Annotated in this window: 20 protein-coding genes and 1 pseudogene; 9 read left to right on the top strand and 12 right to left on the bottom strand. The window is 32.0% G+C overall.

Annotation, left to right across the window (positions count from 1 at the left end):
- Window positions 1-853: 853 nt before the first annotated feature.
- The 6 genes from LIS78_RS28745 to LIS78_RS28720 form a co-directional block, all read right to left on the bottom strand.
- Window positions 854-1,615, bottom strand: a complete 762-nt coding sequence (locus LIS78_RS28745) for a ZinT family metal-binding protein (protein WP_209152061.1) — start codon at window positions 1,613-1,615, stop codon at window positions 854-856.
- 384 nt (window positions 1,616-1,999) lie between these two features.
- Window positions 2,000-2,851, bottom strand: coding sequence for a TIGR03943 family putative permease subunit (locus LIS78_RS28740; protein ID WP_209152060.1), 852 nt, complete (start codon window positions 2,849-2,851; stop codon window positions 2,000-2,002).
- Between the two features lie 15 nt (window positions 2,852-2,866).
- Entirely contained in the window at window positions 2,867-3,736 is an 870-nt protein-coding gene (locus tag LIS78_RS28735) for a permease (protein ID WP_252285550.1), read from the bottom strand.
- Window positions 3,737-4,254: 518 nt separating this feature from the next.
- On the bottom strand, window positions 4,255-4,698 hold the full coding sequence (locus LIS78_RS28730; RefSeq protein WP_252285553.1) for a TIGR03943 family putative permease subunit: 444 nt from the start codon (window positions 4,696-4,698) through the stop codon (window positions 4,255-4,257).
- Between the two features lie 144 nt (window positions 4,699-4,842).
- Window positions 4,843-5,220, bottom strand: coding sequence for a DUF1980 domain-containing protein (locus tag LIS78_RS28725; protein WP_252285549.1), 378 nt, complete (start codon window positions 5,218-5,220; stop codon window positions 4,843-4,845).
- A 10-nt stretch (window positions 5,221-5,230) separates the two neighbouring features.
- Complete coding sequence (locus tag LIS78_RS28720) at window positions 5,231-6,217, bottom strand: permease (RefSeq protein WP_209152058.1); 987 nt, start codon at window positions 6,215-6,217, stop codon at window positions 5,231-5,233.
- A 441-nt stretch (window positions 6,218-6,658) separates the two neighbouring features.
- Here LIS78_RS28720 and LIS78_RS28715 point away from each other — a divergent pair, with 441 nt between their 5' ends.
- The 4 genes from LIS78_RS28715 (at window position 6,659) to LIS78_RS28700 (ending at window position 10,289) form a co-directional block, all read left to right on the top strand.
- The gene (locus tag LIS78_RS28715; RefSeq protein ID WP_209152057.1) at window positions 6,659-7,609 is read left to right on the top strand and encodes a metal ABC transporter substrate-binding protein; all 951 of its coding nucleotides are present in this window, start codon (window positions 6,659-6,661) and stop codon (window positions 7,607-7,609) included.
- 66 nt (window positions 7,610-7,675) lie between these two features.
- Window positions 7,676-8,383, top strand: a complete 708-nt coding sequence (locus LIS78_RS28710; protein ID WP_098591392.1) for a metal ABC transporter ATP-binding protein — start codon at window positions 7,676-7,678, stop codon at window positions 8,381-8,383.
- Window positions 8,329-9,165 carry a metal ABC transporter permease gene (locus LIS78_RS28705; protein WP_252285548.1) on the top strand — a complete coding sequence of 279 codons (837 nt, stop codon included), beginning with the start codon at window positions 8,329-8,331 and terminating at the stop codon, window positions 9,163-9,165. Before LIS78_RS28710 ends, LIS78_RS28705 begins: the two co-directional genes overlap by 55 nt.
- A gap of 149 nt (window positions 9,166-9,314) precedes the next feature.
- The gene (locus LIS78_RS28700) at window positions 9,315-10,289 is read left to right on the top strand and encodes a CobW family GTP-binding protein (protein ID WP_252285547.1); all 975 of its coding nucleotides are present in this window, start codon (window positions 9,315-9,317) and stop codon (window positions 10,287-10,289) included.
- A 99-nt stretch (window positions 10,290-10,388) separates the two neighbouring features.
- Here LIS78_RS28700 and LIS78_RS28695 read toward each other — a convergent pair whose 3' ends face one another.
- Window positions 10,389-11,576: a glycosyl hydrolase family 18 protein gene (locus LIS78_RS28695; protein WP_252285546.1), complete on the bottom strand. Its 1,188-nt coding sequence runs from the start codon at window positions 11,574-11,576 to the stop codon at window positions 10,389-10,391.
- 545 nt (window positions 11,577-12,121) lie between these two features.
- On the opposite strand from LIS78_RS28695, the gene LIS78_RS28690 reads away from it, so the two are divergent.
- Both LIS78_RS28690 and sufU read left to right on the top strand, forming a co-directional pair.
- On the top strand, window positions 12,122-13,072 hold the full coding sequence (locus LIS78_RS28690) for a CobW family GTP-binding protein (protein WP_098449533.1): 951 nt from the start codon (window positions 12,122-12,124) through the stop codon (window positions 13,070-13,072).
- Window positions 13,073-13,100: 28 nt separating this feature from the next.
- The gene (gene sufU, locus LIS78_RS28685; RefSeq protein WP_098591387.1) at window positions 13,101-13,532 is read left to right on the top strand and encodes a Fe-S cluster assembly sulfur transfer protein SufU; all 432 of its coding nucleotides are present in this window, start codon (window positions 13,101-13,103) and stop codon (window positions 13,530-13,532) included.
- A gap of 49 nt (window positions 13,533-13,581) precedes the next feature.
- Here sufU and LIS78_RS31640 read toward each other — a convergent pair whose 3' ends face one another.
- The 4 genes from LIS78_RS31640 to rpsN form a co-directional block, all read right to left on the bottom strand.
- Window positions 13,582-13,995 carry a Fur family transcriptional regulator gene (locus LIS78_RS31640; protein ID WP_209152053.1) on the bottom strand — a complete coding sequence of 138 codons (414 nt, stop codon included), beginning with the start codon at window positions 13,993-13,995 and terminating at the stop codon, window positions 13,582-13,584.
- Between the two features lie 367 nt (window positions 13,996-14,362).
- Window positions 14,363-15,352: a CobW family GTP-binding protein gene (locus LIS78_RS28680; RefSeq protein ID WP_252285545.1), complete on the bottom strand. Its 990-nt coding sequence runs from the start codon at window positions 15,350-15,352 to the stop codon at window positions 14,363-14,365.
- 16 nt (window positions 15,353-15,368) lie between these two features.
- Window positions 15,369-15,761, bottom strand: a complete 393-nt coding sequence (locus LIS78_RS28675) for a (2Fe-2S) ferredoxin domain-containing protein (protein ID WP_098591385.1) — start codon at window positions 15,759-15,761, stop codon at window positions 15,369-15,371.
- Window positions 15,762-15,848: 87 nt separating this feature from the next.
- On the bottom strand, window positions 15,849-16,118 hold the full coding sequence (gene rpsN, locus LIS78_RS28670) for a 30S ribosomal protein S14 (protein ID WP_061860288.1): 270 nt from the start codon (window positions 16,116-16,118) through the stop codon (window positions 15,849-15,851).
- 358 nt (window positions 16,119-16,476) lie between these two features.
- On the opposite strand from rpsN, the gene dcd reads away from it, so the two are divergent.
- Window positions 16,477-17,052, top strand: coding sequence for a dCTP deaminase (gene dcd, locus LIS78_RS28665; RefSeq protein WP_209152051.1), 576 nt, complete (start codon window positions 16,477-16,479; stop codon window positions 17,050-17,052).
- Between the two features lie 143 nt (window positions 17,053-17,195).
- Window positions 17,196-18,089, top strand: a complete 894-nt coding sequence (gene folE2, locus LIS78_RS28660; protein ID WP_209152050.1) for a GTP cyclohydrolase FolE2 — start codon at window positions 17,196-17,198, stop codon at window positions 18,087-18,089.
- Between the two features lie 467 nt (window positions 18,090-18,556).
- On the opposite strand, the gene LIS78_RS28655 is transcribed toward folE2, so the two are convergent.
- A complete protein-coding gene (locus LIS78_RS28655; protein ID WP_098907278.1) occupies window positions 18,557-18,883 on the bottom strand; it encodes an antibiotic biosynthesis monooxygenase family protein in 327 nt (108 codons plus the stop codon).
- Window positions 18,884-19,476: 593 nt separating this feature from the next.
- On the opposite strand from LIS78_RS28655, the pseudogene LIS78_RS28650 reads away from it, so the two are divergent.
- Window positions 19,477-19,557 (top strand): annotated as a pseudogene (locus LIS78_RS28650) (GNAT family N-acetyltransferase); the annotation flags it as partial.
- Window positions 19,558-20,031: the final 474 nt, after the last annotated feature.

Here is a 20,031-nt window from a genome sequence, read left to right as displayed (position 1 = left end):
TGCATTTTAGAATTTAAACACTTCATGAGTAGTTTGCTCCAGATGTGAAAACTTATTACTCTTACTAACGAAAAATACAGATTTTCACTTCTTATCATGTACCAATCTATCTTCTTCTTTCCTTTTAAGAAAATGATGTATCTATGATGACTAAAAAGAAAATCTGAAAGCATTCAATGCTACTATATTTTTTGTAATATAAATTTAATAGAAAGTAAAATATAAACATACTTTATACAAAGAGGTAAAACAACAAACCATATTATAAAAAATAAAGTTTTACTATTTACTGTTAGTGACGACAAATATGGGCTTTTTCTTTTTACACGTATGAAACATAAAATTTTATGGAATATGATATAAAAAATGAAACCTGTAGCACTAATTTGTATAAATGCAATTTAATGTTACTAATAAGAGTAACGCTTAACGTATTTCATTAAAAAATAGTTTAATAATTACTTATTTTGTAGAAAAACAATATATTTGTCGTCACTAAGAGTAAAGGGTAAAACTATTATTTATATAAGTTAGTTTATCTATTTACTGCTTTATATAAAATATATTAATTTTGTATTTTTGATTGAATTTATTTTATTAAATATATATAAATGTTAAATACTTATAGATTCCCTGTTAAGTTACCGTTAATATATCATTTTCTTAAAAGGGAAGTATAAGATAGATTGGTATATGGTAAGAAGTAAAAAATCTCATTTGTCGTCATTAAGTGTAAAATTAACTACATCACTTAATATCCATACTAACATAGTAGAATTACATATAAAAAAGGCTGTTTAAGTAAACAACCTTTTTCTTCAATAGTTTAGTAATAATCATCTTGACTCCTAATTTAATGCTCCATCATCTCATGGGCAATATCATGTCCATCCATTTCTGATGGGTAGTAGGTAGGCCAGTTTATGACTTCATCCAATAAAGCTTCACGGTCGTCACCCCAATACAGGTGGTAGTGACCAGATTCATTCGGATAAATACTATGATCACTAAATTGAATATACTGAGGAACCCCTTCAGTTTCTTCTGCTAGTTTAAATATGTATCTTACTCCTCTATTTCCCGCATCATATGTTAGAATTTCATACCCATCATAGATATACTTACCAGAATGTTCTTCTCCATTTTTGAAGAACGTTACAGTATTCTCTTGAATCACGATACGGTCAGTATCTGTTTGATATCCTTTATTATAATACTTCTTATATTCTTCAGCTGTCATGTCAGCTTCATGTTCTGCTTTATAAGAAAATACTTCGTCAAGAGTACCATCTTGTAGATATGGATATACAGATTGCCAGTCTCCTTCCCAATCAGAAAGTGAGCGATCCTTTACTTGACTGTCTTTAAAATAGCCTGCGTAAATTTGTTCAGTTTCTTTATCATGTGCATGACTATGATTGTGTTCGTGTTCACTTTCATGTGTGTCATTTTTAGATGCTTGCTCTTTCGTTTTAGAAGAGTCTTCTGAGACAGATGAGGATGGTGTTGTTTCATTAGACTCACTTTCGGATGAACTTGAAGTCTGACATCCCACCAATGCTAGTAGTGAACTAACAGTTACTATGCTTAACCCCTTTGTAAATAAAATTTTCATTATAACACCCCTTTTGTTTAAAACGTAAACATTACGATTTATATTATACATATATCTTGTATAAACATCAATGGAAAAAACGTTCTAATCCCACTGAATGGATGATTCTATCCAGAAATCTTCGTAGACTATTAGGCGTAGCAACAAAATTAGGATTAATTAAGTATATAGACAAGTAACCAGGGGATATATGATATGCATAGTTAGTTACCATAATCACTCTTAAAGGAACGAAGAAAGCGAAAGAACCCTTATGTGAGTAAGATTTGTTTTTAGATCTACATTAATAAATAAGATATCTTTCTAATAGAAGAAACTCGTCAAAGAGGGGCCATTAAATACCATAAAAAAATCAGGTTAACAAATGTTAACCTGATTTTTCACCTATTGATTATTACGATACACATAAGGATCGGATGGTTTTTCTTCACGTTTTACTTTTGTTACTTTTACAATTGGAATGGTCTTTTTAAATGGTTGATAATACATCGTACTTACTTTACCCGTTACCGTTACCCAATCATCATTTTTAAATGATACATCATCCGGAAATTGAACTAACATACCAAACACACCTGAATCTGCTACACAATGAATAATACCAAAACGAAATAAAAAGTACTGATTGTCTTTTAATTCTTTCGTATGGTACATAAATCCTTTAAAACTAATTTGTTTCCCCGTAAACTCACCAGGATATCGATAAATGGTTTCCATAGCATTTAAAAACTCTTCATTCTCTAAATTAAGGGTATCTCCTTTTGAAAACTTTTTTAAATCTTTATGAATCATTTTGTAGTATGCATCTTCTCCATAAAATGAACTCGTATCCGGTTGAAGAAACTGATGCGATGAGTAAGGGTCTTTTTTATCGTAAATAGGAAAATGAAATCCTTTTGCTTCAACAGTGTTTGAATCAAGAGTAGCAACAGGCAAAAAGAAGACGGTTAATACAGGTAAGAAATAAAGAGGGTACCATGCCCGTCTTTTCCACTTGTTTGATGATTCATGACTATGACCGCAGCTACAGTCACCATTATGGTCATGATCATGATCCTTTTCATCCGTTCCTGTCATATAAAACACTAACTCTGCAATGGTTAGAAACCATAGTAAGAAAATGGTGCTGAATGAAATCCATGAATATTTCATGTTTATATATTTTGATATATCTCCAGTAGCATGAAGATGCATAAAAATCATAGTAAAGCCTAATAAAATCAAAACTCTAAACATAAATGTCCCTCCTTTTTAATGAACGATTAATAGAGATAGGACTAGTACCAGAATAAACACGTATGCAAATAGTGAGAAAACAAATTTTGTCTTAAATTGACTCAACATCATTAATGTATTTTTTATATCAAACATAGGGCCAAATACTAGAAAGGCTATAATTGCACTATCGTTAAATGTGCTTCGAAACGATGAAGCAATAAAGGCATCAGCTGAAGAACATAACGATAAAATATAAGATAAACCCATCATAACTACGTTTGAAGATACTGCTCCGTGCCCGAGATCCATCAGGGTAGAGGTCTTCACATAAGTTTGCATTGCGGCAGCGATTAGTCCACCAATAATCACAAATTTCCCAACAGAAAAGAATTCATCGATAGTATGTTTAAGGGCTTCTCCTATTTTTTCACTCATCTTCTTGGAAGAAGTGTGTACAAGTATTTCATTTTTTACTTGTGGTGTTTTAAATTGGAAGGCTAAAATTAAACCTACTATTAGAGAAACAAGAAAGGCAACAACACCACGTTCTATCATAATTTTCCAATCGTTACCGAAAGCAACAAATGTTGCGAACAGGACAACAGGATTAATAATAGGGCCTGTTAGCATGAAGGGAATAGCAGCATATAAGGGAACACCTTTTGCCATTAAACGCCTTGTAATAGGGACAATTCCACATTCACAAGCTGGAAATAAAGCTCCAATTACACTTGCTAGAACAATTGCGCCAAATTTATTTTTAGGAATAGCTTTTGCCATCATTTCATCCGTTACAAAAATTTGAATAATACCGGAAATAATTACACCTAATAATATAAAGGGTAGAGCTTCAATTAGGATACTAATAAAAATGGTGTTCATTTGTAAAAGAGATGAACTCATTACACTCACTCCAACTAAGAAATAATCATGTTGCTTTATATTAGAATTTTCTGTTTGTTTCTAAACATAGAAAAAGCCCCTTTAAATAGAGAGTAATATCACTTACAAGCAGTGAAATTACACTATTTACCTAAAGGGGACAATCTCACAAAAAAATGAATATATACAAGAGCTGTAATAAAAAATTATCTTTATAACATAAACAAATAGTAGTCTCTAGGAAAGTGAGCTTAATCAAAACCATAAAGACTATATTATTTGAAAAATGCAAATTTAAACAAATCTTTGGATATAATATTCTTTCTCTACAAATATCCTTTAATATTTACGCGAGCATTTCTTTTTACATTTGTACTATATCATAGAAAAATGAAAGTATGGTGAAAATGCATTTACCAATTTTTCACTTCTTATTATAGTCATAAATTATGCAGTACTTTAACACAATAATCTGAGTATATAACTATTTTAATGGTGTATAGCTTATCCTTAATAGTAAGTCTATCGTAGAATGCTTTCTATTCACCAGGACCTATCAGCTGTTCATCTTGATAAAGTTCATATACGTATGGGTTATCAGGTTGGTGTATGGACTTAATCTGTTGAATTTGAATATACGGAACATCCTCTTGATTGTACGTAGCTTTTTTAACTATTCCTTTTATATGAACCCAATTGTCTGTTTTAAATGTAGAGGCATTCTCTATAGTTGATAGCATTCCATAAACAGATGCATCTGCCACACAACATGATATGCCAAAACGAGCTACCACAAATTGATTATCTTTAAATCCATTTTCACGGTATACAAATCCATCGACCTCAATTTCTTTGCCTATAAACTGATCTACATTATTTTCGATGATACTCATCACAGGAATATAATCTGTATTATTTACATTAATGCTCTTTTGTTTTAGTAGCTTTTTTTCAAGTAATTTATAAAATCCTTTAGGTGGGATTTTAGGCGGAGAAATATTATTTTGATGCTCTAAGGGATCATTTTTTGGTACTTCTTCTGAATCACCAGCTAATACCTTATTCGTGTATTCTTCTACTTTGGAATTAATAGATTTAACTTTATTGCTTCCTTGTTGAGCTGGTTGCTAGCCAAGGACATTAGCTGAAAACTTTACTCCTCTTTTTACTGCAACTGAGCTGTCAAGTGTATGATTTAAAAATAGAAATCCTGTCATAATAGGTAATAAAAATAAAGAGTAAATGAGAGTAGCTCGAACTTTTCCTTTTTCAACGTGATCGTGACCGCATTCGCAAGATACGTCAGTACTTATACTACTTCGCCAAATTTGTATAATTCCCAACAAAAAAAAGGTACCAGAAGAAAACAATATAAAAGGCATCATTTTAGGCGCAATAAATTGAATGATTTTACCTGTTAATATGAGTTTAAACATAAGGAGTGAAAAACCAATTAGTAATATTCCCCTTATATAGATGACAAATTGTTGGTCAATTTTTTTCATACCACTTCTCCTATCTACTAACTATTCCATAAGTCATGACGATAACATACACAACCACAGTAATGATAAGAATCAGACTAAATACAAAACGTTTTTTAAAAAAGGACAATAGCATAATAGTGTTTTTAAAATCCATCATTGGTCCATATAGTAGAAAGGCAAGAAGAGCTGTAGGTGAAAATGTGTGAGAAAAAGATGAAGCAACAAAAGCATCTGCTTCTGAACAAAGTGACAGCACATAAGCAAATCCCATCATAACAGCAGAAGACATATATTCATTACTTGCAAGGTTCGTTAATAGTTGTCTATCTAAAAAGGTTTGAAATAGACTTGCTACAAGCGCCCCGAATAATAAATATTTGCCCATATCGAAAAATTCATCACTAGCATGATACAAGGTTTGTTTTAACTTATTACCTACTTTTGCGTCGTCATGTTCGTGAACGTATACATCTCGTAACTGATTGGAATTTCGAAAAAAGAAGTAAACGGATAGACCAATTAATATACAAGCAACAGCAGCTAAACCTATACGACTGTATACTATAGACATATTTGATTGGAATGCATAAAAAGTAGCAGCAAATACAACTGGATTTAAAATGGGGGCACCGACTAGAATCACCACTCCAATATGAAGTGGCATTCCTTTTTTTAATAACCTTCTTATAACTGGAATAATGGCACATTCACAAACGGGTAACAGAGCACTTACAAGAACAGCTGGTATAAGTGCGATATACGGATTTTTTGGAATCAAGCGTTGAATAAGTTCTTCTGATACAAATACTTGAATAAGGGCAGAAGCAAATACACCAAGCAAAATAAAAGGGATGGCTTCAAGTATAATACTTAAAAAAATAGAATTTACATTTAATAAGGATGCTGGAATAGCTAAATCTTGCGTATCTATATCAACAAAGAAAAAACAATAACCAAAAAGTAGCAGCAACAGAACACCAATTAGATCTTTACTTAACTTTGATAGGATTGTCATAATCTATTATTCCACCTCCACTTACTAGAACTATATGCTAGAGTTCGAATGAATTATGCAATTGAATAAAAAAAATCTAATAAACACATATAACTACAAATAACGTTTAAATCTTAAATATATTAATAGTGTTAAATCACCAAAACAACGTATAAGTAACAACAAAGCCATAAGTTCCAAGGGTTTGAACTATGAATTTATCCTTATGCATCCTTTATGTTAGAAGGTTAATGAAATACTTTTATTAATAGAAATTTTTGTAAACCAATATGTACCTGTATTATTTTTAGAAAAAAAACTTGCAAATAGTAATGATTACGATTTATTATTGAGTAGTTTACTAGGTGAACTTATTTTCAGTAAATGTAAGATTGCTCTAATAAAATGACGACATCTAGTTTAGGTACATATTTATAATTTTTTTAGAAAGAAGGAATCTACATGAAAAAGAAATATGTAACGACAGCTGTGGTAGCAGTAGCATGCTTTTCACTTATGGTTGGATGTTCAACTAAAAGTGGGAGTTCAAACGAAACAAATAAATCATCGACAGATGAAAAAATTCATGTGACAACTACGTTCTATCCTATGTACGAATTTACAAAACAGGTAGCTGGAGATAAGGCAGATGTGGAGTTACTCATTCCATCGACGGTAGAACCACATGATTGGGAGCCTTCTCCTAAAGATATGAAAAATATTCAGCAATCGGACGTAGTGGTTTACAACAGTCCTTATATGGAGACATGGGAACCATCGATTGAAAAAAGTATAAATGGCGAGGGACCAACGTTTGTAAAAGCAAGTACAGGGATTGAATTAATAAATGGAATGGAAGATGAAGAAGAAAAAGGTAAGCAAGCCCATGCATACGATCCACATGTATGGTTAAGTCCCATTCTTGCACAAAAAGAAGTTGAAAATATTGCAGAAGCACTTGAAAAAGCAGATCCAGATAACAAAGATTATTATGAAAAAAATAGTGAAAAATACATTGATCAATTAAAAGATCTAGATCAAAAATATCAATCCACATTAAAAGATGTACCGAATAAAGAATTGATTACACAACATGCAGCTTTTGGTTATCTTGCGAAACAATATGGTTTAACGCAAGTTCCAATTGCAGGACTCTCTCCTGAACAAGAGCCAAGTGCAGCGAAATTAGCAGAATTGAAGAAATTTGCTCAAACTCATCATGTTAAAACGATTTATTTTGAAGAATTAACATCTCCAAAAGTAGCAAGAACTTTGGCTGATGAAGTAGGAGCGAAAACAGAGGTATTAAACACGTTAGAGGGTTTAAGCAAGGAACAACAAAAGCAGGGTTTAGACTACATCGAAGTCATGGAAAACAATTTAAAACAATTGCAAAAGTCATTATCTGAGTAAACTATCATAAAAAACATGTGTCTTTATCTTAAAGACGCATGTTTTAATTAGAAGGTGGAAGAAAAAATGGAACTTATTTCATTAAAAGATGTCGTATTTGGTTACCAACATACGCCTATATTAAAAGATGTTTCATTTACCATTGACAGTGGTGAATTCGTTGGAGTTACTGGTCCAAATGGCGCGTCAAAATCAACGATGCTGCGATTGATGCTGGGTCTGTTGAAGCCGTGGCGAGGAACAATTCTAATCAATAAAACTAACCATGAAGGAAAAAAGCTAAAAATTGGCTATGTGCCTCAACAAATTGCCTCGTTTAACACAGGTTTTCCAAGCACTGTATTAGAGTTAGTAAGATCTGGTCAATATGAAAAGGGAAATTGGTTTAAACGACTAACAGTAAAGCATCATCAAAAGGTAGAAGATGCACTAAAAATGGTGGGTATGTGGGAATTTAAACATCATAAAATTGGCGATTTATCTGGAGGGCAAAAACAAAAGGTTTGTATTGCACGGGTACTCGCTTCAGACCCGGATGTGTTAGTACTAGATGAACCGACAACAGGAATGGATGTAGAAAGTCGCCAGGCATTTTATCAATTTATGGATCACCAAGTTAAAAGGCATGGTCGTACAGTTGTGATGGTCACACATGAACAAGACGAAGTTGAAAAGTACTTAACGAAAATTATTCGACTAGAAAGAGGTGAAAAAGGCGGATGGAAATGTTTAACTTGGAATTCATGCAGCGCGCATTTTGGGCAGGAAGTTTAATTGCGATTATTGCACCTTTACTTGGTTTATTTTTAGTGCTTAGACGACAAGCATTAATGGCAGATACATTGTCACATATTTCTCTTGCTGGTGTAGCGATTGGTTTTTTTATTCATTCTAACGTTACGCTATCAAGCTTCTTAGTCGTTATTATTGGAGCAGTTGGCATTGAGTATATGAGAAGGGCCTATCATACGTATTCGGAGGTTTCCATTGCTATACTGATGGCAGCAGGGTTGTCCTTTGCTCTTTTCTTACTCAGTATCACAGAAGGCGGTATGACAACTAACATTGAACAATATTTATTCGGTTCAATTGTGACCATTAGTAATGAACAACTCTACATTATGACTGGCGTTACCGTACTAATCCTTTTATACTTTTTTATTTTTAAAAGACAGTTGTATTTAATAACCTTCGATGAAGACACGGCTCAAACAAGTGGAGTAAATGTTCATTTACTTTCATTATCTTTTAGCATTTTAGTAGGTATGGCAATAGCAGTTATTATTCCAACAATTGGTGTGCTACTTGTATCCGCGCTGTTAGTCCTACCGGCAGCTTTTGCGATTAAACTATCAAAAGGTTTTACAATGGTCTTTCTAGTGGCGATTGCTATGGCACTTTTTAGTATCCTTTTAGGGCTTACATCTTCTTATGAACTGGGAACACCTCCTGGAGCAACCATTACATTGTTACTAGTCATTCTTTTACTTATTGGTTTTATTGTCCAGAAGGTAGTATTGATGATAATGCGATCAAACCATAAAAAGATACATTAATTTAAAATATTTTAGTCTATCCACATATCGTTTCACATATAAAGATAGAAGTAGTATAGTAAAACGTAAAAATTACGATTTAATTCTAGAATGTACACCTATACGAAGATTCTCTATCTTCAATTACTCTTTTATGTGGAGGGATTATTATGACAGCTATACCTTCTTATATTCTTTCTGGCTTTTTAGGAAGTGGAAAAACAACATTGTTAATTAACATCTTAAGATATTGTAAAAAGAAAAATTTAAAACCCGCAATTATTTTAAATGAATTAGGTAGTGTAAACGTAGAGAGCCATTTGTTTGAAAATGAACAAGTATTTGAACTACTAGACGGCTGCATTTGCTGTACGATTCAAGATGATTTAAAAACAACGTTAATGAATGTAGTAAAACAACATGAAAAAGGGCCTGTTGATATATTACTTATAGAAGGAACAGGTGTTGCAAATCCTCTTGAGTTAGTGGAAACAATGTCTAGCCCTTCATTACTAAAGTATTTTGATTTACAAGCAGTTATTAGTTTAATTGATGCCAATACGTATGTAGATAATCAAAGTATTTTCACATCAAAAACAATTCGTAATTTACTTGAAAGTCAGGTTAAAGGTGCTACAACAATTGTCTTAAATAAAGTAGATTTAGCAACGGACAAGCAAATGGCTAAAGTAGAAACGAAATTGGCAAAATATACCCTTGAGGGAACAAAGGTTTTGAAAGCTTCATATGGAAAGGTTGATATTCCGGTATTATTGGAAAAGCGCATAAGCTCAGCAGTTTTAGATAATAAAACATGTAAGTGCAATAACCATACACATGAACATGAAAAGTCTTGTAGCCATCATCATGAACACCATATAGGCATCAAAACAATGACTATTCAAGATGTGCCGAGTTTTACAAAAAAACAATTAAGCCGTTGGTTAAAGTCACTTCCAGAAGGTATTATTCGAGCTAAAGGATATGTAAAATTAGAACAAAAACAAGGTTTATATCATTTCCAATATAGTTCTAATCAAATTGATGTGAGTGATCAACCACAAAACGGTGTTATTGATCCTTGCATTGTTCTAATTGGACAAGATCTAGATACAGCAAATATACCAAGGGTATATGGAACATAATAATAAACTAAAAGACCTTTCTATATGAATAGAAAGGTCTTTTTAAATTATAATAAACAATATTTATTAGCCTTTGAATTTAACATATATTATTATCTGTTAAAATATTTGATTCCAATATGATGCGCTCATAAGATCTAGGCTCCATATAGCAGATCCAGCTAGATGATACTGCGGAATTAAATCTAAATATTCTTTAAAGGATGTAACAGTAGGGAGCCATACTTGATAAACTCTGTTATTTGCAGTGTAAGAAGTGTAATATTCCCCCAAAGTGGAATTCCAATTTAAATTTCGATGATTTTGAGTAACTAAATCTTCAACATATTGAACAGAAGTGGCAGGGTTCTTTACAATCTTCCCACTATTGTCTTGTTGCCAAACCCTTGTATAAGCAGGAAGGCCTAATATCATTTTTTGAGGAGGTATACCAGTTTTCGTAAACTCTTGTACATTTTCCTTTAGCCATGAGAGTGATGTTACAGGTCCGGGTACAGGGTCTGTTGACCAATGTTGATCATATCCCATAAAAATAATGTAATCGCAATAATTCCCTATTATTTTATGATCAAATGGTCCATATTTATTATTACTTCCTTTAGAATCAGGAGGTAGGTCAATAGAAAGAACAATCTTTGATTGATTTAGGAGATTAGATAAACTTTTTACAAATTGTGAAAAAAGATCCCTATCTTGACTACGCACGTTTTCAATATCTAAATTGATACCATGCCATTGGTTATTAAGGGAAACTTGGTAAATTTTCTTGATTATTTCTTGGGTTTTACTAGGATTAGAAAGAAATGTATGAACATTAGATTTTGTATCATTATTAATGATAAAACGTGCCCATATTTTTTTATCTTGGGTATGCATAGTGTTTATTAAAGAGGGGTTAGAGTTCACTTGTAAGTTATACTGATTGTTAATAGACACTAATGCTGGAGAAACAACTTTAAGATTATGATAAGCAGATAAATCTTGTGTACTCGAGTTATTATTATTTCCTGTTACCCATCCTATAGACAAAGGAGATTCTTTAGGTGAAACATGTTTATTAACAGAAACAGAAGAAATTTTGTTGTCTTCAGTGACTGCAGAAGACTTTTGTGAAATTGAAGAAGTTAGGGATTTATTCATCGCAAGAGATCCACTACCTGTTGAAAACACAATCATAGTAGGAATAATTAAAGTTATGAGAAAGAGCAAGAGAAAAAAAATCCATAAATACTTGTAGAGCTGTCTTAGAGCAGGCGGGCGATTATATGAAGGGTAAGAATGTTTCATATAGAATCCTCCATTTTAAGATAAGTATTGCAGTTCAAATTTAGTGATTAAAATTAAATCTAGTAACTAAAGAGAAACATAAATCAAAACGTAACATTTACGATTTAATTTATGTTTCTCTTTATTTCTATGTGAAATTATAGAGTGAAGAACTAAAAAATTTTTAAAAATAAATTTGATAATTTCTCATCTACTATTATGCGTTTTAGTAATGAAAATGGTTCTGATGCAAAAACTTCAAAATAACTGCAAGGAATCTTCCAAAATGTCTTTTAAATAGGTAGATAAATAGAAAATTATTCATTATCAAATTATAAAAACAGATAATAGTAATCATTACGATTTAGTGTTATAATTATAATTGTATTATCAAGTAGATGAAGCAATTAGTGTATAAAAAACATTAAGAGAGCGTTCCATTAATCTTATTACAAACAATTCAATTAAAATTGAACGATCAGGTTATATCAAAGAGTATTAATAATAATAAAAGTATATAAAGGTTTTTATATCTAAATATGAAGCAAAGAAATGGGTGAGAACAGATGAAAAAAATCAATATATCTATACTTGGTGGCTTCTTAGGAAGTGGGAAAACTACCTTATTGCAAAATATCTTGAAAGAAGAGAAGAAACGAAACCGGAAAGTAGCAGTGTTATTAAATGAAATTGGAGAGCATTCTGTTGATACAGATATTATTGGAACGAAAATACCATTAAAAGAACTTTTAAATGGATGTATTTGCTGCACCCTAAAAAATGAGTTAGAAATTCAACTTTTATCTCTTTATCAACAACATCAGCCTGACGTGATTTATATAGAGACAACAGGAGTTGCTCATCCATTAGAAGTATTAGATGCATGTTTATCTCCTATTATTGCACCATTTATTGATATTAAATCCATTATTAGTGTAGTTGATCTAAAGAGATGGATGGATCGTTATGAATTGAATCAGTCATTGCAAAAACTCCTTGTAGAACAGATAAGGTATAGTGATTATCTTCTGTTAAATAAGAGCGACTTAGTAACAGATAAAGAACAATCATCTATCCAAAAAGAAATAATAAAAATTAACCCTAAAGCTAAAATCAATTTAACAACTTATGCTCAAGTGTCATTGGAGGAAATTAATCACTCCAACCGTTCCTGTGGTGCTACCCATGAGGAACTACATGTTCATCATCATTTACATATTCAAACCATGACTTACCAGTTTGAAGGCTCAGTTATTAAAAAAGAATTTGATGAATGGATTAAAAACTTACCTAATAATATCTATCGGATAAAAGGTTTCTTGCAGTTTGAAGATGATCAAGTACATACTCATTTATTCCAATATTCATATAGATCTCCATACTCATTTCCACAGAAAAAAACATTCCCTAAAAATCTCGTATTTATTGGGAAGGATTTTGATCTAGATAGACTAAAGAAGGAGTTAAAGGATTTAGAACAAAATGCTAAGCAAAAAGTCTCTGCTTATTTAGAGTAATTTAATCAGATACTACAGGAGGGACATAATGAATATTAATGACTTATATAAACGGGTAATATTGGATCATGCAAAGAATAGAAGAAACCACAGGAAAACGGATTGTTATACTCATAAAGTACACTATAAAAACCCTACTTGTGGAGATGTAATGACGATGTATGCAACGATTAAAGCAAACAAAATAGAAGACTTATCATTTGTAGGAGAAGGATGTTTTATTAGTATGGCCTCTTCTTCAATGTTTACTAATATAGCAAAAAAAAAGACAATTGCTGAGATAGGGGAGCTCTCTATACTTATGAAGGATATGATTCTGACTGGAAAGGTAGTGGATGACCTAAGGTTAGAGGATGCAATTAGTTTAGGAGATATTCATAAATTTCCTGCCAGATACAATTGTGCTTTAATGCCCTGGCAAGCTTTTGAGAAATTACTTAAGAATAGAGAGAAATCTTAAAGAAAGGCTGTCAAATTATTGACAGCCTTTCTTTAAGTAGGTCAAATAATTATTTACAACAACTGGGACATAAACCATAGACCTCGAATTTATGACTAGTAATTAAACAATCATTAAAAAAAGATTGAACTATTCCCTTAGGACAAAAATTAAGGGGTTTTACTGTTCTACATTGTGTGCAAATAAACATATTTTGATGATCAAGTTTATTTTTTAAGCAAAATAATCTTTTACCATTAAGACTAGTAGATTCTAATAAACCAACATCTGAAAATAATGAAAGGCTCCGGTAAATCGTATCAAGACTTATACTCCAATTATCTTTCTCTAGATCATTCCGAACTGTACTGGCTGAAATTAGTTTATTTTTATGCTGACAGAAGTATGATAATATAACGCTTCTTTGAGGCGTACACTTATACCCATTTTCTTGTAAGTAGGTTATATAGTGTTCTTTAATCATAGATACCATCCTTTAAAAGATTATTATAATATAAATAGTAATAATTACGTTTTATTGTGGATAATATAAATGAATTATGGATGGAAATGTAAAAATTTAATTTCTAAAAATGATTACCATGACAATAGATTATTTACTTTCAGTTGCTATCTTTCATTTATCCCACTTATAATTATTAGGCGTGTTATTAATTTCACCTAGGCCTAGAAAAGGGAATGAGTTGCGTATATTAGTACATTTATTTACAAGCCACTTGATATCTTATCTTGCAAAATAGTCGCTCCAGTACGTTTCATACTCGATAAAGATAGGAGCGTACGCCTTTAACGAGTATGAAATTGTATAATACTTCTAAAGCGAGTATTTTTTAATTAGCTATACAATTTTTAAATTGTTTTTCTAATTCCTCTTTATTTAAATCTTTACCAATAAAAACCAACTCGGTTATTTTTCTCTCACTTTCCTTCCATCTACGGTCAGGTCTGCCGGAAAAGAGCATATGAAGTCCCTGAAATACAATTCGTTCTTTCATACCTTTAATATAAAGAACTCCTTTATATCTTAGGAGATCTTCTCCTTTCTCTTGGACAAGATAACTCATCCAATGGTTAACCTTATCTAAATCAAGTGGTTTTTCTTCTCTAAAAGCAATAGATGATACTTTATCGTCATGGTGATGGTGATGATGTTCTTCTAAGAAATGAGGGTCAATTTCAATCTTTCGGTCTACATCAAATGTGTGAATTCCTAAAATTTCATTCAAATCTATACTGCAATTTTGAGCGTATAAGCGTTTAGCTGTAGGGTTCATTTGATTAATTCTTCGTTCTAATGAATTTAAATCGTCACTCGATATTAAGTCGGTCTTATTTAAAATGATCACATCACCAAATGCAATTTGTTCCTGTGCCTCATCATGATTGTCTAAATGTTTAGTGATATGTTTACTATCAACTACTGTAACAATGCTATCCACTTCAAATTTCTCAGACAGATGTTTATCCATAAAGAATGTTTGAGCAACAGGTGCTGGATCTGCTAAGCCTGTTGTTTCAATTAAAACGCGATTAAACTTTACTTTTCCTTGCTCCATTGATAAAACAAGCGTATTTAAAATACGAATCAGGTCTCCACGAACTGTACAACAGATACAGCCATTATTCATTTCTAGAATTTCTTCATCAGCATCAACTACTAACTGGTTGTCTATTCCAACTTCTCCATATTCATTTACAATAACAGCAATCTTCTGATTATGCTTTTCTGTCAATATTCGATTTAAAAGAGTGGTTTTTCCAGCTCCTAGATAGCCTGTTAAAATAGTGATAGGAGTTTTATTTTGTTTCATTAATACCATTGTTAGATTCCTCCATTTAATGTTTTTTGGATACTTTCATTACTTTTTCTTTCTCTTTGGAGATCCCTGTTACAACTCCTTCAGTCCTCTGAAAGCCATCATTACTAAATAAATGACTTACTTTTCCCGTCTCATCTTGGCTGGTCATAAGGGAATCAATAAATATTTTGGCATCCTGCGGTTTTAGATCTTTGTACCACGTTCCCTTAGGATACGCGATGACCACACACTTATCATGACATCGTCCATTACATCGTGTGCGAGTTGTATGTATAGTGCCATCTAAATCCTGATCTGAGATTTCTTTCCGAATTGCTTGAGTTAGCGCTTCTGCTCCAACTTGATTGCAACTGCTTCCGTTGCAAATAAGCACGTGATGTTTAGTTTTACTTAAGTCCCATGTTGCCATATTCTTTCCTCCTGTCAATTAACAGTAATGATTACGATTTAAACTCAATTATTACTCTCCTATTTCTTTATATTACCTCAACTTCATTTACCAACTGGATTTTTTGACTCCTGGAATTTGACCTTTGTGTGCTAATTCTCTAAAAGCAATTCTAGACATCTTAAATTTCCGCAAATATCCTCTAGGTCTTCCTGTTAGCTCACAACGATTGTGTAAACGAGTTGGTGCCGAATCCCTAGGTAGCTTTCGAAGAGCTTCATAGTCACCTTTTTCTTTTAGCTCTCTTCGTAATTCAGCATATTTTTTGACTAGTTCTTGACGTTTCTTCTCTTTTACTACTTTAGATTTTTTTGCCAATGGAATACACCCTTTCTTTATGTTGTGTGTTTTGGTTAATTAGAAGATATGCATCATTATTAAATCGTAACCATTACTATTTACATCTTGTTATAATATCCTACTTGTGGTTCAAATGCAAATAACAAACAGATGTAGTTAATAAATTCTAAAGAAGCAGGGGAAAAATATAGTTGACTTTTAAAAGATATTTTTTTAGCATTACATTAAACGTAATGATTACGATTTACTTTCAAGAAATGCACTCTTGTTCATATGAACAACGAATCTGTTATTTATATGACAAAATTATCTAGAAAATATGATTAGTTTAATTAACTAAGTCTTATAAAATTTTTATTTAGGAGGAAAAGATATTGTGATTTTAACTGGCAAGACGATCTTGAAGAAATTGGAAGTTCAACAATTGGATATTAAACCAATTGTTAACTCTCAAATACAACCAGCTTCTATTGATTTACGATTAGGAACGCATTTTCTTACGATTAATGAGCACATTACCTCCATGATTTCATTCGATAAACCGGCGGAATATAGAGAAATTAATCAGGACGTTATCATGATTGCGCCTCACTCCTTTATTTTAGGTACCACAATGGAGTATATAAAGTTACCAAATAATCTAACTGCTTTTGTAGAAGGAAGAAGTTCTATAGGGAGGTTAGGGCTATTTATTCAAAACGCTGGATGGGTAGATCCTGGGTTTGAAGGTCATATTACGTTAGAACTTTACAATGCTAACCATGTACCTATTCAGTTGAAATCTGGGAGGCGCATATGTCAGCTAGTATTAGCTTCCTTAGATAATGAAGCTACCCCTTACCTAGGAAAATACTGTGGTCAACACGGAGCGACTGAGAGTAGGATTTACCTTGACGAAGAAACGAGATTTTCAAAGTTAAACAATGAAAAGAAGTTTAAACAGTTTGATTAGATTTACTCTCTAAATCTTGGACATATCGATACTGTTAATATAAAAAAGGAATGGGATTTTTATAATAATTATTTTATCTTTAATAAAGTTATTTAAGATTATAAATTTTATTAATAGCAATAACATGTTGATAGGATGAGAAGATGATTATTAAACTGCCTTCTAAAGAAGAACGACATAAATTATTTGGCTCTGTGCCACCAGGTGCAAAAATTAAACCCACTACAAAAAATGGAATGAAAGATTTACAAAATCAAAAAAACAAATTTTTATTTGACATAAATCAAGTAGGAATTAGCAACGTAAAACAACCTGTTAATGTACATAGCTCGTTATCTCCAAATCAACAAACGACTATAGCGACATTTACCTTAACTTCCAGTCTTCCTTATGACAAAAAAGGAACAAATATGAGTCGTTTTGTAGAGCAATTAGAACAGTACAGACGTCAAGGGTTCATATTAGATTTTTCTACTGTTCACGATTTTGTAAAAACGTTATCAAAAAGACTAGAACAAAAAGATACTCAACTTCAAGTAGAGTTTCCATGGTTTTATGAACGTAAAGGTCCCTCTTCAGATTTAACCGGACTGAACCATACGCAAGCAAAAATGAAAATTAATTATACTCAAGAACATGGATTTAAAGACGAAGTTAGTTTAACTTGTGGAATTACAACATTATGTCCTTGTTCAAAAGAAATCAGTGAATATAGTGCTCATAATCAGCGTGGGTACGTAACAATGAATGCTCAACTTTCTTCAGATTACAGTGACGATATAGATTGGAAGCAAGTTTTATTACATGCTGCAGAATCAAATGCCAGTGCGTATATTCATCCTATATTAAAAAGACCAGATGAAAAAATTGTAACAGAACAAGCATACGAAAATCCTCGTTTTGTAGAAGATATAGTACGTCTTGTAGCTGCAGATCTATATGAAATAGATTGGATTAAAGGGTTTGATGTAGAATGCAGGAATGAGGAATCTATACATTTACATGATGCAATAGCTTTACTTAGCATCAAGAAATAATACTAAAATCTCTATAAAAATAAAGAAAGAAGAAGGTTAGAACGTACATTTTTCTAGACTTCTTCTTTTTGTAAATAAATTAATATTTTAAGTTGTATCTCAAATATAATTTAATTAATTGCTTTACTATTAAGTATTAATAATTTGATTCAAAAAACCTAGGGTAGTTCTCTAATAATTAATGAACACAGTTTTATTTGTCGTCAGTGAGAGTAAATAGTAAAACTTATATTTTTTATAAAATGATTTACTGTTTACTTAAATAACGAGGGATATAATAAGGAACAATTTAACTCTTTACTTTAAAGCATTAAATTGTTACCGTATTATTAGACAATCTTTCTTTTAGTGTTATTCCTTAGCCCAAAGTACAAACCATATATAGTGGTTTGTACTTTTTGGTTTTTATAGATAGTATAAAAACCACTTACCATAATTTCGCTTATCGGTACTAACCTAAAAATTAATTACATCTCAAAAAAGCTATGCCTCTCAACTTTACAAACTCTAAAAGAAAAATTTTTATACCATTCCGTTTTCCCTTTGTTTTGTGCTACTCTATGAGCTGAGTTTTCTTTCCAAGCTTTTATCGATTCTAAAGAATCCCAATATGAAACTGTGATTCCTAAATCTTTATCTCTGGCACTTTCTACTCCTAAAAATCCTTTCTGGTTAGAAGCAAGTTCCACCATTTTATCTGCCATTACTCCATACCCCTTATCTCCTTCAGTTCTCTGCGAAGCAAAAATTACTGCAAAATAAGGTGGTTCAGGGGTTTTTGCGATTCCAACCATATGTATCTCCTCCTTGAAAAGTGAAATCAAATCCAATATTGTAAATTTTAACATAATTTAAGTGTTTCAAAAGGATTAACATAAAACTAATTAAATACTATGTATCAAGATACAAAGTTAGTTAACATAAAACAGCTTATCGGCAGCTAAAAGTAAAAAGCTATCTCATTCTATGAGATAGCTTTTATAGTATGCTTTAAATGAATTCAAATGCAATTAATGAAATTATAAGTCCTAAAAAAACAGAAATTATGTTAAACCACCATCTATTCTTTGATCGGAGAAGCCATAAGCCAGCAGGTATCACCATTAAGTACTTGGAAACAGTCTCGTTTATATACAACACTTCGGGTAAAAAGCTGATAGATAGATAAAATCCTGTAGCTAAAATCAAAGAATTTCTAATCAAAACTAACAACATAAGCACACTCCGTTAAATATTTCATTTCATATAGATTTTATCCTATATCCAAAGACAATTAAATTAAATATTTCAGTTCACATAATGTGATTTATCGGAATTTTTACAGAATAAGGAATTTTATGGTAATGTAGTAGCGAGATAATTTATTAATAGAAAGATAGGTAATTACATGATTCGTGAAGCTGAACCAAAGGATAGTAATGTAATTGAGAATCTATATAAAAAATTAGCACCTCATAGTAAAAATCTTTAGGTTTTACCAAAAAGAATTGAACAAATAAGAAATGACTCTAATATTTTCTGCTTTTAAGATGTATATCATACACAAAGCTAGTTCAGTCGGGTAAGTTAGGGGCATCACTGCCCCCGCCTCCCCTAAGAACCGTGCGAGTCCCTTTCAAGACACATCGGCTCAAGCCTCCCATTGCAGGTCCATTTGCTGTCGTATCTTCATCACATACCATAACGGTAAGTTAAAACGTACGCCGACGCTCCAAGTGGAGGTATACATAACAGTACGTTTCTTTCGTCAGAAGATAGCCACAACCTTATGTTCCTACGAGAGACCAACGAGAAGTAGGCTCCCTTTCGGGCCTATCATGGGTTTGTCCGTAAGGACGATAGTATCCGTCCAGTTATACAGTTTCCTGCTTTCCTGTTCTCTTTCGAGGTAACGGCATTCGCTTTCTCTCGTATCCTTTACCCTCTATCACATCGTTTGACT

The sequence above is a fragment of the Priestia megaterium genome, assembly GCF_023824195.1.
GTDB lineage: Bacteria > Bacillota > Bacilli > Bacillales > Bacillaceae_H > Priestia > Priestia megaterium_D.
This window is presented reverse-complemented; position numbering and strand designations above follow the sequence as displayed.

Coding starts and splice junctions, on each gene's coding strand:
- LIS78_RS28745 (WP_209152061.1), bottom strand. CDS start 1,615: ATGAAAATTTTATTTACAAAGGGGTTAAGCATAGTAACTGTTAGTTCA.
- LIS78_RS28740 (WP_209152060.1), bottom strand. CDS start 2,851: ATGTTTAGAGTTTTGATTTTATTAGGCTTTACTATGATTTTTATGCAT.
- LIS78_RS28735 (WP_252285550.1), bottom strand. CDS start 3,736: ATGAGTTCATCTCTTTTACAAATGAACACCATTTTTATTAGTATCCTA.
- LIS78_RS28725 (WP_252285549.1), bottom strand. CDS start 5,220: ATGAAAAAAATTGACCAACAATTTGTCATCTATATAAGGGGAATATTA.
- LIS78_RS28720 (WP_209152058.1), bottom strand. CDS start 6,217: ATGACAATCCTATCAAAGTTAAGTAAAGATCTAATTGGTGTTCTGTTG.
- LIS78_RS28715 (WP_209152057.1), top strand. CDS start 6,659: ATGAAAAAGAAATATGTAACGACAGCTGTGGTAGCAGTAGCATGCTTT.
- LIS78_RS28710 (WP_098591392.1), top strand. CDS start 7,676: ATGGAACTTATTTCATTAAAAGATGTCGTATTTGGTTACCAACATACG.
- LIS78_RS28705 (WP_252285548.1), top strand. CDS start 8,329: ATGGAAATGTTTAACTTGGAATTCATGCAGCGCGCATTTTGGGCAGGA.
- LIS78_RS28700 (WP_252285547.1), top strand. CDS start 9,315: ATGACAGCTATACCTTCTTATATTCTTTCTGGCTTTTTAGGAAGTGGA.
- LIS78_RS28695 (WP_252285546.1), bottom strand. CDS start 11,576: ATGAAACATTCTTACCCTTCATATAATCGCCCGCCTGCTCTAAGACAG.
- LIS78_RS28690 (WP_098449533.1), top strand. CDS start 12,122: ATGAAAAAAATCAATATATCTATACTTGGTGGCTTCTTAGGAAGTGGG.
- sufU (WP_098591387.1), top strand. CDS start 13,101: ATGAATATTAATGACTTATATAAACGGGTAATATTGGATCATGCAAAG.
- LIS78_RS31640 (WP_209152053.1), bottom strand. CDS start 13,995: ATGATTAAAGAACACTATATAACCTACTTACAAGAAAATGGGTATAAG.
- LIS78_RS28680 (WP_252285545.1), bottom strand. CDS start 15,352: ATGGTATTAATGAAACAAAATAAAACTCCTATCACTATTTTAACAGGC.
- LIS78_RS28675 (WP_098591385.1), bottom strand. CDS start 15,761: ATGGCAACATGGGACTTAAGTAAAACTAAACATCACGTGCTTATTTGC.
- folE2 (WP_209152050.1), top strand. CDS start 17,196: ATGATTATTAAACTGCCTTCTAAAGAAGAACGACATAAATTATTTGGC.
- LIS78_RS28655 (WP_098907278.1), bottom strand. CDS start 18,883: ATGGTTGGAATCGCAAAAACCCCTGAACCACCTTATTTTGCAGTAATT.